We start from the raw sequence: 12,878 nt of genomic DNA, 5'->3' as shown, positions 1-12,878 counted from the left end.
GCGCCGCCCCCCACCTCGCGACGGTGCCGTGGCGCAGGCCCTTTCAGGACAGGAGAGGACACCCCACATGTCCCGTCGTCTTCCTCGCCACCGGCGCCCGCTGCTGGCGACCCTCGCCGCCTTCGCGGTGCTCGGTGCGACGGCCGCCGCCGCACCGGCCGCCATCCACCCGGCCTCGACCGCCGCCCCCGCCTCCTCGTCGTCCTCGCTCCAGGTGCTCGACGACACCTACTACAAGGACGCGCTCGGCAAGAGCGGCGCCCAGCTCAAGAGCGCCCTGCACACGATCATCAGCAGCCAGTCCAAGGTCTCCTACAGCCAGGTCTGGGACGCCCTGAAGGACACCGACCAGGACCCGGCCAACAGCTCGAACGTGATCGAGCTCTACACCGGCCGGTCCCTGTCCAAGAGCGCCAACGGCGGCTCGGTCGGCAACTGGAACCGCGAGCACGTCTGGGCCAAGTCCCACGGCGACTTCGGCACCGCCACCGGGCCCGGCACCGACCTCCACCACCTGCGCCCGGAGGACGTCACCGTCAACTCGATACGCGGCAACAAGGACTTCGACAACGGTGGCAGCGCGGTCAGCGGCGCCCCGGGCAACTACACCGACAGCGACTCCTTCGAGCCGCGCGACGCGGTCAAGGGCGACGTGGCCCGGATGCTCCTCTACATGGCCGTCCGCTACGAGGGCGGCGACTCCTTCCCCGACCTGGAGCCCAACGACAAGGTCGGCAACGGTTCCGCCCCGTACATGGGCCGGCTCTCCGTGCTGAAGACCTGGAGCCAGCAGGACCCGCCGGACGCCTTCGAGAAGCGCCGCAACGACGTCATCTACAACCAGTACCAGCACAACCGGAACCCGTTCATCGACCACCCCGAGTGGGTCACGTCGATCTGGTAGACGGGACGCGACGAGCCCGGGCGGCCGCCACCGTCCGGGCTCAGCCCGGCCCGTCGCCCGTGCACCAGGCCAGGGCCCGTGCCCGGGTGGCGAAGCCCCGCGGCACGGCCGGTCCGCCCGGTTCCCCGGGGCCGGGCAGGGCCAGCCGGTCCGCCCGGTCGACGACGGCGGTACGCGCCCCGGACGCGGCGATCCGGCCGAGCCCGCCGCTCAGCATCGTGAAGGCCACCCGGTCGACGCCGGTCACCTCCGTCAGGTCCAGCACGACCGGCTCCGTGCCCCCGGGGCGCGCCTCGTCCAGGGCGTACAGCACGCGTTCGGCGGCCGTGAAGTCCAGGGCGCCCTGGGCGGCCACCACGGCGACCCGCTCGCGCGGCACGCCCGCCCCGGCGGTGGGCAGCTCGTCGGGCGTGGCGATCAGGGTGACGGTGCTGCCGGCCAGCGCCGGATTGTGCATCAGATGGAGCCCGAGTTCCTCGGACAGGGCACCGACCGCGGCCCGCCCGCGGACCGAGGTGCCGGTCGGGTCCAGCCGGGGGCTGTAGGCCGCCAGCCCGAACCGGGCGGGGCTCACCGCGATCAGCCCGCCGGACACGCCGCTCTTCGCGGGCAGCCCGACCCGCAGCAGCCAGTCGCCGGAGCCGTCGTACATGCCGCAGGTGGCCATCACCGCCAGCGTCTGCGCGGCCACCGGCCCCGGAACCACCGCTTCGCCGGTGAGCGGGTTGACTCCCCCGTGCGCCAGCGTCGCGGCCATCGCCGCGAGGTCCGTCGCGGTGGCCCGGACCGCGCACTGCCGGAAGTACGTGTCCACGGCGGCGACCGGGTCGACGGGCAGCGGCCCGGTGCTCCGGATCAGATAGGCGAGGGCCCGGTTGCGGTCCCCGGTGGCGGCCTCGGAGGCGTAGACCTGCTCGTCCACGTCCAGCTCGCGGCCGGCGAACCGGCTCAGGCAGTCGAGGACCCGCTCGAACCTCGGGGCACCGGGGGTGTCCGGGATCAGCGCGGTGGTGATGATGGCGCCCGCGTTGACCATGGCGTTGTCGGGGCGCCCGGTGTCCGGCTCCAGACTGATCGCGTTGTACGCCTCGCCGCTGGGCTCGGCGTTGACCCAGCGGCCCACCTCGTCGAGCCCGAGGAGCGACAGGGCGAGCGCGTAGACGAACGGCTTCGACACGGACTGCAGGGTGAACGGGACGGTGGTGTCGCCCGCCCCGTAGCGGTGGCCGTCCATGCTGACCAGGGCCAGCCCGAAGGCGCCCGGATCGCTCCGCGCGAGCTGCGGGATGTACTCGGCGACGCTGCCCTCCCCCAGCGGAGCGAACCGCGCGTGCAGTTCACGCAGGGCCTCGGTGACGGCTTCGGCGGCACTCATCTCGCCCATATTAGGTTCAAAAGGTATGAATTGACTCGCCGACGTCAACCGCTTCGCTCGGGAGCGGACACCACCCGAAGCCCCTGGGAGAGAACGATGGATACGGACGACCTGACCGCCGAACTGCTGCGGGAACTGCGGACGGCCAAGCCCTATCCGGCCGTGTCCCTGACCCTGCCGACGCACCGCCGCACCCCGGACAACGCCCAGGACGCCGTACGGCTGCGCAACCTGGTCTCCGAGGCGATGAAGCGTCTGGAGGCCGACCCGGCGGTCGGCCGCGAGACACGGACCGCGATCGGGGAGCAGCTCGACCGGGCGGTCGCCGAGGTGGACCCGAGGCGGGCCCTCGACGCCCTCGTGCTGCTCGCCACCCCCGACGAGTTCCAGATCTGGCAGCTCCCCCGTACCGCGCCCGAACGGGTGGTGCTGAGCGACAGCTATCTGACCCGCAACCTGGTGGCGGCGAAGGCCCAGGCCCGCCCGTTCTGGGTGGTCACCGTCTCGGCCGACCGCGCCGAGCTGTGGGGCGGCACGGTCGACGCGCTGCACGAGGCGCGCGCCGGCGGATTCCCGATGACGGCTCCCCCGGTGCAGTCCGATCCGCAGCGCGAGGAGCGGATCGGCGACACGCCGAGCATCTTCAGCAGCCAGGAGACCCGCGCCTTCCTCCGGTCGGTCGACGAGGAGCTGCGGGCGGTGCTGGCCGCCGATCCGCGCCCGGTGTTCCTGGCCGGTTCCGCCCAGGCGCTCGCGGTGCTGGACGAGGTCGGCGAGAGCGCCCGTTCGGCGACGGGCCGGCTGGCCAAGGGGGTGCCCGCCGGGACGGCGCCGGGCGCGCTGCTGGAGGAGTTGCGCCCGGTGCTCGACGAGGCGCGGAAGCGGTTCGTCGCGGCGGTCGAGGGCAGGCTCGACGAGGCACGCGGCCGGCGCGCCTTCTCCGGCGGGCTCGACGAGGTGTGGGCCGCGGTGCGGGAGGGCCGTGCCGGGCTGGTCGCGGTGGAGGAGGGCTTCCAGCGGACCGTGCGGGTGACCGACGAGCACCTGACGCCGGTGGGCGAGGACGCCGACCTGACGGACCCCACGGTCCGCGAGGACGTCGTGGACGAGCTGGTGGAGCGGGCCCTGGACAGCGGCGGCGAGGTGGTCTTCCTCCCGGACGGTTCGCTCGCGGAGCACGGAAGGATCGCGGCGGCCCTGCGCTACTGAGCCGTTCCGAGGACGTCCGGGGCCCGCACGCCTGCCGTGTGCGGGCCCCCGGGCGCGCTGGGAGACTGGTGGGGAAGGCGTCCCAGGAGCTCCGGGAGAGGAGTGATCGGACCATGCCCCAGGGATTCGGTCCCCAGCGGAACCGGCAGTACGAGCACATCAAGGAGAGCGCGCAGGAGCGCGGCGTCAGCGAGGAACGGGCCGAGGAGATCGCGGCCCGCACGGCCAACAGGGAACGCGCCCGCGCCGGGGGGTCCGGAACCGCGAGCCGTACCTCCGTCGAGGACATGTCCTCGACGCGGCGCGGCGAGCCGCGCTCGCACGGCGGGGCGGCCGGACCGACCCGGGACCAGCTCTACGAAGAGGCGAAGCGGAAGAACGTGCACGGCCGTTCGGGCATGACCAAGGCCGAACTGGCCCGGGCGCTGGGCCGCTGAGCCGCGACCCGGGCTGCCGGGATCAGCCGCTCCACGTCCAGTCGGCGACCTCGGGCAGGTCCGTGCCGTGTTCCCGGATCCACGCGTGGTGGCGGGTCCGGGCGTCCGCCATCGCCTGGCGCACGGCCACCGCGCGGACGCCGAGTCCGGGCACCCGGTCGATCACGTCCATGACCAGCCGGAAGCGGTCCAGATCGTTGAGGACCACCATGTCGAAGGGCGTCGTGGTGGTGCCCTGCTCCTTGTAGCCCCGTACGTGGAGATGGCCGTGGCCCGCGCGCCGGTAGGCGAGGCGGTGGATCAGCCAGGGATAGCCGTGATAGGCGAAGATCACGGGGACGTCCCGGGTGAACAGCGCGTCGTACTCGGAGTCCGGCATGCCGTGCGGGTGCTCCTCGATGGGCAGCAGCCGGGCCATGTCGACCACGTTGACCACCCGGACCGCCAGTTCCGGCAGGTGCCTGCGGAGCAGGTCGGCGGCGGCGAGCGTCTCCAGTGTGGGGACGTCCCCGGCGCAGGCGAGCACGACGTCCGGTTCCCGGCTGCCGTCCTCCGTCCCGGCCCAGGGCCACGCGCCGGCACCGCGGGCGCAGTGCGCGCGGGCCTGGTCGAGGGTGAGCCAGTCGAAGGTGGGCTGCTTGCCGGCCACGATCACGTTGACATAGTCGCGGCTGCGCAGCGCGTGGTCGGCGACGGAGAGCAGGGTGTTGGCGTCCGGCGGCAGATAGACCCGCACGACCTCGGGGCTCTTGTTGAGGACGTGGTCGACGAATCCCGGGTCCTGGTGGGAGAAGCCGTTGTGGTCCTGGCGCCAGACGTGCGAGGTCAGCAGGTAGTTCAGTGAGGCGACGGGGCGGCGCCAGGGAAGCCGACGGGAGGTCTTCAGCCATTTGATGTGCTGGTTGACCATCGAGTCGACGATGTGGGCGAACGCCTCGTAGCAGGAGAAGAGTCCGTGGCGGCCGGTGAGCAGGTAGCCCTCCAGCCAGCCCTGGCAGAGGTGTTCGGAGAGCACCTCCATGACGCGTCCGTCGTGGGCGAGGTGCTCATCGGTGGGCAGGAGGCGTTCCTGCCATGCCTTGGCGGTGGCGCCGTAGAGGGCGTCGAGCCGGTTGGAGGCGGTCTCGTCGGGGCCGACGACGCGGAAGTCGCGGCGTTCTGCGGTGGCGGCCATGACGGCCTCCAGCAGCCCACCGAGCACCCGGGTCGGCTCGTGCACCACGGTGCCGGGCTTGTCGACCTCGACCGCGTACCCGTCGAGCGGCGGTACGGGCAGGTCGCGCAGGAGCAGGCCGCCGTTGGCGTACGGGGTCGAGCCGAGCCGGGCGTCGCCCTCGGGCACGCAGGCGAGCACCTGCGGGCGGGGCCGCCCTTGGGAGTCGAAGAGCTCCTCGGGGCGGTAGGAGCGCATCCACTCCTCCAGCTGGCGCAGGTGGGCCGGGTTGTCCCGGACCCCGGGCAGCGGGACCTGGTGGGCGCGCCAGGTGCCCTCGACGGGCACCCCGTCGACCTCGGCCGGGCCGGTCCAGCCCTTGGGGGTGCGCAGCACGATCATCGGCCAGTGCGGGCGGCCTGACCCGCCGCCGGTGCGGGCGGCGCCCTGGATCTCCCGGATGCGGTCGACGGCCAGGTCCATCGCGGCGGCCATCGCCCGGTGGACGCTGAACGGGTCGTCGCCGCCGACGTAGAGCGGGTCGTGCCCGTAGCCGCGCAGCAGGGCGTCCAGTTCCGTCTCGGGGAGGCGGGCGAGGAGCGTCGGGTTGGCGATCTTGTAGCCGTTGAGGTGGAGGACGGGGAGGACGGCTCCGTCGTGGACCGGGTCGAGGAACTTGTTGGAGTGCCAGGACGCGGCGAGCGGTCCGGTCTCGGCCTCGCCGTCGCCGATGACGCAGGTGACGAGCAGGTCGGGGTGGTCGAAGGCGGCCCCGTAGGCGTGGGTGAGGGCGTAGCCGAGTTCGCCGCCCTCGTGGATGGAGCCGGGGGTCTCGGGTGCCACGTGGCTGGGTACCCCGCCGGGGAAGGAGAACTGCTTGAAGAGCCGCCCCATCCCCTCGGCGTTCCGGGGGACGTCGGGGTAGGTCCGTGAGTAGCTGCCCTCCAGCCAGGAGTTGGCGAGGACGGCGGGTCCGCCGTGGCCGGGGCCCCAGACGCACAGCCCCTTCACACCCCGGGACCTGATGACGCGGTTGAGGTGGGTGTGGACCAGGTTGAGCCCGGGTGAGGTGCCCCAGTGGCCGAGCAGCCGCGGCTTGACGTCCGTCCGGACCAGGGGCCGGGTCAGGAGCGGGTTGGCCATCAGGTAGATCTGGCCGACGGAGAGGTAGTTGGCGGCGCGCCAGTGGGCGTCGAGTGCCGCGATCTCCTCGTCGGTCGGGCCGGACGGGGCGTTGCTCATGGGGGACTCCCGGCCTCTCGTGGAGGCGAAGGCTGAGGCTGAGGCTGAAAGGACGGAGGCTAGGGGCCGTACCAGACCGTGGTCGTGTTGCAGAAGGCGCGGATGCCCTGTGCGGCGAGTTCGCGGCCGTATCCGGAGCGTTTGACCCCGCCGAACGGCAGGGCGGGGTGGGAGGCGGTCATGCCGTTGAAGAAGATGCCGCCGGCCTCCAGGTCGCGTACGCAGCGGCGGGCCTCCTCCGGGTCCCGGGTCCATACGTTGGAGCTGAGACCGAAGGGGCTGTCGTTGGCGAGCGCGACGGCTTCCGCCAGCCCGTCGACGCGGTAGAGCGAGGCGACGGGGCCGAAGGACTCCTCGTGGTGGATCCGCATGGCGGGGGTGATCCCGGCGAGGACGGTGGGGGCGTAGAACCAGCCGTGCTCCAGCTCCGGGGCGAGCCCCTCGGGGCGGCCTCCCCCGCACAGCACGTCGGCGCCCCGGCGCACCGCGTCGTCCACCAGTTCCGCGAGGTAGGTGCGGCCCTGTTCGGTGGCGAGCGGGCCGACGTCGGTGGACTCCAGCATCGGGTCGCCGACCGTCAGGTCCTTCATGCCGACGGTGAACCGCTCGGCGAACTCGTCGTACACGTCCGTGTGCACGATGAACCGTTTGGCGGCGATGCAGGACTGCCCGTTGTTCTGCACCCGCGCGGTGACTGCGGTACGGGCGGCCCGGGCGACGTCCGCCGAGGGCATGACGAGGTACGGGTCGCTGCCGCCCAGTTCGAGGACGGTGGGTTTCACCTCGTCCCCGGCGATCGACGCGACCGAGCGGCCGGCCGGTTCGCTGCCGGTGAGGGTGGCCGCGGCGATCCTGGGGTCGCGCAGGACCGCCTCGACCGCGGCCGAGCCCACCAGCAGGGACTGGAAGCAGCCCGCCGGGTAGCCGGCCCGGCGGAAGAGCCCCTCCAGGTACAGCGCCGTCTGGGGCACGTTGGAGGCGTGCTTGAGCAGCCCGACGTTGCCGGCCATCAGCGCCGGGGCGGCGAAGCGCACGACCTGCCAGAGCGGGAAGTTCCACGGCATCACGGCGAGCACGGCGCCGAGCGGCCGGTAGTGGACGTGGGCCCGGGAGGCCCCGGAGTCGCGTACGTCCTCGGCGGAGGGCTGCTCGTCGGCGAGGAGTTCCTCCGCGTGGGCGGCGTACCAGCGCATGGCCCTGGCGCACTTGGCGGCCTCCGCGCGGGCCGCCTTGACGGGCTTGCCCATCTCGGTGGTCATGGTGCGCGCGATGTCCCGCTGGTCCTCGTCGAGCAGCGCGGCGGCCTGGTCGAGGAGACGGGCCCGTTCGGTGAAGCCGGTGGTCCGGTACGCGGCGAACGCGGTGCGGGCGGTGGCGATCCGTTGCTCGATGCCCGCCGCGTCCAGCGCTTCGAACGTCCTGAGGGTTTCGCCGCTCGCGGGGTTGACCGTCGCGATGGGCATGGCCGTGCCTCCTTGACTCGGTTCTTCGGCCGCGCCCCGCCATGCGCCGTGCCGCATACGCGGGCCGCCGGGCGGACATCCGGCCGGCGGTCCCGTCGGGCCCGTCCCGGATCAGACGAGAGCGGGGTCGAACACCGCCACGGGTTCGGCGGGGGCGGGGGCCGCCGCGGGCGGGCTGCGGAACTCGCTGCCGTCGGGCAGCGGGGAGAGCGGCACCCGGTCGATGCTGCGCGGCTCCTCGGCGTACCGGGTGAACCAGACGACCTTGCCCTCGTCGGTGCGGCAGGTGCCCCAGCTGTCGCTGAGCGCCATCACACGGCTTAGACCGCCGCCACCGGTGCCCAGCAGCCGCGGCATCCCGGCGCCCTCGTCGGCGACGGAGACCGTGAGATGCCGCCCGGACCAGCGGAGTTCGACGGTGCACGGGTGGCCGTCGCCGACATGGCGGTGGACATTGGTCAGCAGCTCCGCCATCCCCCGGCAGACCGGCCGGACGTGGAGTTCGAGATCCCAGTGGCGGAGGTGTGCGGCGACTATGCGCTGCAACTGGGACACCCGGTCCGCCGAGATCTGGAGTTCGACCAGGAAGTGCCGGTCGAGTGGAACGGTCATCGTCGAGGCTCCTCACATCGAGGCCCACTGGCATTCGCCCCGTTGAACAACGACCCCCGAACACGAAGAGTGAGCGGATGTCTCTTCTGGGTCACTCCCCAGGGTGGCCCGCCGCCGCCGGTCCCGCAACAGGGGGCGACCGCCCGGGTCAGAGCAGGTACGGCAGGAGAGTGTCCGGGGTGATCGGAAGGTCGCGCACCCGTACGGCGGTGGCGTGCCGCACCGCGTTGGCGACCGCCGCCGCGGCGCCGACGATGCCGATCTCCCCGATGCCCTTGCTGCCCATCGGGTTGAGGTGCGGGTCGTCCTCGTCGATCCAGTGTGCCTCAATCCGGGGCACATCGGCACAGGCCGGTACGTGGTACGAGGCGAGGTCGCGCTCGGTGAAGTCGCCGAAGGCCGGGTCCATGGTGCTCGCCTCGGTCAGCGCCATCCCCACGCCCATGGTCATGCCGCCGATGAACTGGGAGCGCGCGGTACGGGGGTTGAGGATGCGCCCGGCCGCGAAGACCCCGAGCATCCGGCGCAGCCGTACCTCCCCGGTCCGGGCGTGCACGGCGACCTCGGCGAAGTGGGCACCGAACGCGTGGCGCGCGTACGGGGAGTCCCGGCCGGTCTCCTCCCGGGTGTCGGTGGTGACGGTGAGTCCGTCGGCGGGGAGCGGACCGGTGTGCTCGCGCAGCCGGCGGCGCAGCAGGACGCACGCCTTGTGCACGGCCCACCCCCAGGAGGCGGTGCCGGTCGAGCCGCCGGCCACCGGGGCGTCGGGCAGTTCGCTGCTGCCGATCTCGGTCCGGACGTTGTCCAGGGAGGTGGCCAGGGCGTCGGCCGCGATCTGCGCGAGCACGGTACGGGCACCGGTTCCGATGTCGGTGGCGTTGACGCCGACCCGGTAGGAGCCGTCGGGGGCCGCGTGCGCGAAGGCGCCGGAGGAGGAGATGTAGACGGGGTAGGTGGCGGCGGCGACGCCGGTGCCGACGAGGTGCTGTCCCTCCTCGCGGGCGGCGGGGCTCGGGTCGCGGCCGTACCAGCCGAAGCGGGCGGCGCCCGTCTCCAGGCAGGCGGTCAGACCGCGGCTGCTGAACGGGCGGCCGGAGTCCGGTTCGTGCGCCGGGTCGTTGTGGAGGCGCAGCTCGACCGGGTCCATGCCGAGGGCGGAGGCGAGTTCGTCCATGGCGGATTCGAGGGCGTACATGCCCGGGGTCTCGCCGGGGGCACGCATCCAGGAGGGGCTCGGCACGTCCAGGGCGACGACGTGGTGGGCGGTGCGACCGGCGGCGGAGCCGTACATCACCCGGGCGGGGACGGCCGCCTGTTCGACGAATTCCTTGAGGGTGGAGGTGTGGGTGGCGACCTCGTGGTCGACGACGGTGAGGGTGCCGTCGAGTTCGGCGCCGAGCCGGACGCGCTGGACGGTGGGGGCGCGGTGGCCGACCAGGGCGGCCATCTGGCGCCGGGACAGCACGACCTTGACGGGGTGCCCGGTGCGGAGGGCGGCCATGACGGCGAGGACGCACTGCGGGCGCGGGGTGCCCTTGGAGCCGAAGCCGCCGCCGACGTGCTCGGACCGGACGGTGATCCGTCCGGGCGGGATACCGAACGCCGCGGCGAGGCTGTCGCGGACCGGGGTGGCGCCCTGGCTGGAGTCGTGGACGGTGAGGTGCCCGTCGCCGTCCCGCCACGCCGTGGTGGCGTGCGGCTCCATGGGGTGGTTGTGCAGCGCGCCGAGGGTGTAGGTGGAGTCGATCAGAACGGGGGCGGCGGCGAGGGCCCGCTCGGTGTCGCCGCGTTCCCGGACGGCGGGGTAGCCGCCGTTGACCGTGTCGGGGGTGTACAGGCCGGGGTGGTCCGGGGTCAGCCGCACGTCGTGCCGCTCGGCCTCGTACGCGACGTGCAGCGCCTCGACGCCCGCGTCGGCGGCCTCCGGCGTCTCGGCCACCACCAGCGCGACCGGCCAGCCCCGGTGGGGGACCCGGTCGTCCTGGAGCACGGCGAGGATCGGGTCGTCGGGCTCTTCCAGCCGGGGTGCGTCGTGGTGGGTGAGGACGGCGCGCACGCCGGGCAGGGCCAGGGCGTCGGCCGTGTCGACGGCCAGGACGCGGCCGCGGGCGACGGCGGCCGGGACGATCCGCCCGTACAGGCAGCCCGGCGGGGTGTGCTCGGCGGCGTAGCGGGCGGCGCCGGTGACCTTGTCCCGGCCCTCGCGGCGGACGGCGGGGGTGCCCAGGGGCGGCGGGGCCTGGCTCATGGCGGTTCCTCCCGGCGGGTCGGCGTTGCTGCGGTCAGCGGGCGGCGGCGAGTTCGGCGAGGGCGCCGACGGCCAGGTTGTGGGCGAGGGGCACCTTGAACGCGTTGTTCCGCAGGGGCCGGGCCGCGGCGAGTTCGGCGTCCACGGCGCGCTCGAAGGTCTCGTCGGTGGCCGGTGCGCCGTGGAGCAGTTCCTCGGCGGTCCGGGCCCGCCAGGGCCGGTGGGCGAGGCCGCCGAAGGCCAGCGCGGCGTGCGTGATCCGGCCGTCGCGGACGCTCAGCACAGCGGCGACGGACGCGAGGGCGAAGGCGAAGGAGGCCCGGTCGCGGGCCTTGCGGTAGAGGGAGGCGGAGCCTTCGGGGGGCGGTGCCAGCTCCACCTCGGTGATCAGCTCGCCGGGCCGGATCCCGGTGTCCCGGTCCGGGGTGTCCCCGGGCAGCCGGTGGAATCCGGTGACGGGCACGGCGCGCGCCCCGTCCGGTCCGGTCAGGCGGACGGTGGCGTCGAGGGCGCAGAGCGCCACGGCCAGGTCGGAGGGGTGGGTGGCGACGCACTGCGCGGAGTGGCCGAGCACGGCGAGGTCGCGCAGGGTGCTGTCGCGGGCGGGGCAGCCCGTACCGGGTTCCCGCTTGTTGCACGGTTTGGAGATGTCCTGGAAGTACGGGCAGCGGGTGCGCTGGAGCAGGTTGCCGCCGGTCGTGGCGGCGTTGCGGAGCTGTCCGGAGGCGCCGGACAGCAGCGCCCGGGAGAGGGCGGGGTAGCGGGCACGCACGGCGGGGTGGGCGGCCAGGTCGCTGTTGCGTACCGTCGCGCCGATCCGCAGGCCGCCGTCCGGGGTGTCGGCCACGTGGTCCAGCGGCAGCCGGGTGATGTCGATCAGCAGCCCGGGCGCGGCGGCGCCGAGTTTCATCAGGTCGACGAGCTGGGTGCCGCCGCCGAGGAAGGCCGCGCCGGGGCGGGCGGCGCTCTCCCGGACGGCTTCCTCCACGGACCGGGCACGGAGGTAGGAGAAGGGTTTCACGGCGCCACTCCCCCGGCCGCACCGGCGTGCGCCCCGGCGGCCTCGCCCGCTGTCCGCGGCTGTCGCGCGCCGTCGTCCCGTCGGCAGAAGGGGTCCACGCACTCGCACCTTTCCGAGGTGGCCTTTTGCCCGTTTTCTACCAGACGGTCGTGCCGCCTCACGGGTATTGCTCCACCTGCGGGCGGCGGACGGAGGAAGCCGTCGCCCGTGGCGCCCGACCCCGCTCAGGAGCCGGCCGCGCGCTCCGCCAGGCGGAGCCGCACCTCTTCCTCCTGGTCGCCGGAGACCGTTCCGACGACCGTCACGTCGAAGGCGTGCGCCAGGCTGCGGCGCAGCCGTTCCACCGCCCAGTAGCCGCCCTGCACGTCGACGCTGACCGGGGCACCGAGCGCGACCGGCCCCGACACCACCCGCTCCTCGGAGACGTCGACGGTCACGACCCACGCGGTCGGGCGTCGGCCCGCGAGGTCCTGCGGCACGTCGGCCGAGGCGCGGTCGGTGGTGAACGCCGCCCGCAGCACGTCGAAGACCGTCCGCGCGTCGGCCGACCCGCACCCGCTCACGACGACGGACACCTCCCGGCCGTATCCGCTCCGTGCCGCTTCCTGTTCCTCGGTGGCGTTCACGGCGCCTCCTTCCACTCGCCGCACCGCCGCCCACGGCGATCCGGGTATGCCTCCAGCCTCTCCCCTGACTCCGGCGACGGCGACAGGAGACCGGGACCGGAACGCGGCCACCCCCGGCCGTCCGCTCCCGCCCGGTGGCGAAACACGCCGCGAGACATATCAACTTAAAACATGAATTCATGTGTTTTTTTGAGTGCGGACGCCAGCTCGGGGTATCCGGCACATATGGACATTTCGAACGCAGACCTGAGCTCGCTGGCCTCCGTGCTCGCCGACGACCGGGGGGCGAGCGGTTCGATGCTGGGCATCGTCGGCGTGGTGCTGGTGGCCGTCCTGATCGGCGCGGTCTGGCTGGGGCGGCGGCGCCGGGCCCAGGAGCCGCCGCCGCCCAGACCCGAGGAGCAGCCGCCCCGGCCGGACCACCGCAGCCACGTCGAGGAACGCGACGTGCACGGTGACGACCACTTCCCGCCCGACCGCCGCGGCCTGTCGCCCTACGAGCTCGGCGACCACGGCAACACGCCCATCCCCCGCGAGCCCGACGAACGGCGCGAATAGCGGAGCTCCGGGCGGCACACCGACCGACAC

At 73.5% G+C, this 12,878-nt stretch carries 11 protein-coding genes; 4 read left to right on the top strand and 7 right to left on the bottom strand.

Features of this window, described 5'->3' with window-relative positions; all coding sequences use genetic code 11:
* Positions 1-67: 67 nt before the first annotated feature.
* The gene (locus ACWC97_RS16100) at positions 68-904 is read left to right on the top strand and encodes an endonuclease I family protein (RefSeq protein ID WP_352278006.1); all 837 of its coding nucleotides are present in this window, start codon (positions 68-70) and stop codon (positions 902-904) included.
* 40 nt (positions 905-944) lie between these two features.
* Here the strand turns inward: ACWC97_RS16100 and glsA are convergent, their stop codons facing one another.
* The gene (gene glsA / locus ACWC97_RS16095; protein ID WP_450649818.1) at positions 945-2,279 is read right to left on the bottom strand and encodes a glutaminase A; all 1,335 of its coding nucleotides are present in this window, start codon (positions 2,277-2,279) and stop codon (positions 945-947) included.
* A gap of 96 nt (positions 2,280-2,375) precedes the next feature.
* Here glsA and ACWC97_RS16090 point away from each other — a divergent pair, with 96 nt between their 5' ends.
* Together ACWC97_RS16090 and ACWC97_RS16085 are read left to right on the top strand one after the other, a co-directional pair.
* Complete coding sequence (locus ACWC97_RS16090) at positions 2,376-3,488, top strand: baeRF3 domain-containing protein (RefSeq protein ID WP_450649816.1); 1,113 nt, start codon at positions 2,376-2,378, stop codon at positions 3,486-3,488.
* Between the two features lie 113 nt (positions 3,489-3,601).
* Positions 3,602-3,925, top strand: a complete 324-nt coding sequence (locus tag ACWC97_RS16085) for a plasmid stabilization protein (protein WP_450649814.1) — start codon at positions 3,602-3,604, stop codon at positions 3,923-3,925.
* Between the two features lie 22 nt (positions 3,926-3,947).
* On the opposite strand, the gene ACWC97_RS16080 is transcribed toward ACWC97_RS16085, so the two are convergent.
* From ACWC97_RS16080 to ACWC97_RS16055, 6 genes are all read right to left on the bottom strand, one after another.
* Complete coding sequence (locus tag ACWC97_RS16080; RefSeq protein WP_450649812.1) at positions 3,948-6,320, bottom strand: phosphoketolase family protein; 2,373 nt, start codon at positions 6,318-6,320, stop codon at positions 3,948-3,950.
* 59 nt (positions 6,321-6,379) lie between these two features.
* On the bottom strand, positions 6,380-7,783 hold the full coding sequence (locus ACWC97_RS16075; RefSeq protein WP_450649810.1) for an NADP-dependent succinic semialdehyde dehydrogenase: 1,404 nt from the start codon (positions 7,781-7,783) through the stop codon (positions 6,380-6,382).
* Positions 7,784-7,894: 111 nt separating this feature from the next.
* Positions 7,895-8,395, bottom strand: a complete 501-nt coding sequence (locus ACWC97_RS16070) for an ATP-binding protein (protein ID WP_352277994.1) — start codon at positions 8,393-8,395, stop codon at positions 7,895-7,897.
* A gap of 148 nt (positions 8,396-8,543) precedes the next feature.
* On the bottom strand, positions 8,544-10,643 hold the full coding sequence (locus ACWC97_RS16065; RefSeq protein ID WP_450649808.1) for a xanthine dehydrogenase family protein molybdopterin-binding subunit: 2,100 nt from the start codon (positions 10,641-10,643) through the stop codon (positions 8,544-8,546).
* A 34-nt stretch (positions 10,644-10,677) separates the two neighbouring features.
* The gene (locus ACWC97_RS16060; RefSeq protein WP_450649806.1) at positions 10,678-11,664 is read right to left on the bottom strand and encodes an FAD binding domain-containing protein; all 987 of its coding nucleotides are present in this window, start codon (positions 11,662-11,664) and stop codon (positions 10,678-10,680) included.
* Positions 11,665-11,888: 224 nt separating this feature from the next.
* Positions 11,889-12,290, bottom strand: a complete 402-nt coding sequence (locus ACWC97_RS16055) for a hypothetical protein (RefSeq protein ID WP_450649804.1) — start codon at positions 12,288-12,290, stop codon at positions 11,889-11,891.
* A gap of 225 nt (positions 12,291-12,515) precedes the next feature.
* On the opposite strand from ACWC97_RS16055, the gene ACWC97_RS16050 reads away from it, so the two are divergent.
* Complete coding sequence (locus tag ACWC97_RS16050; RefSeq protein ID WP_450649803.1) at positions 12,516-12,848, top strand: DUF6479 family protein; 333 nt, start codon at positions 12,516-12,518, stop codon at positions 12,846-12,848.
* Positions 12,849-12,878: the final 30 nt, after the last annotated feature.

This window comes from Streptomyces sp. NPDC001108 (assembly GCF_053598535.1).
Note: the sequence above shows the minus strand (reverse complement) of the source record. Positions and strands in the feature narration are given on the sequence as shown.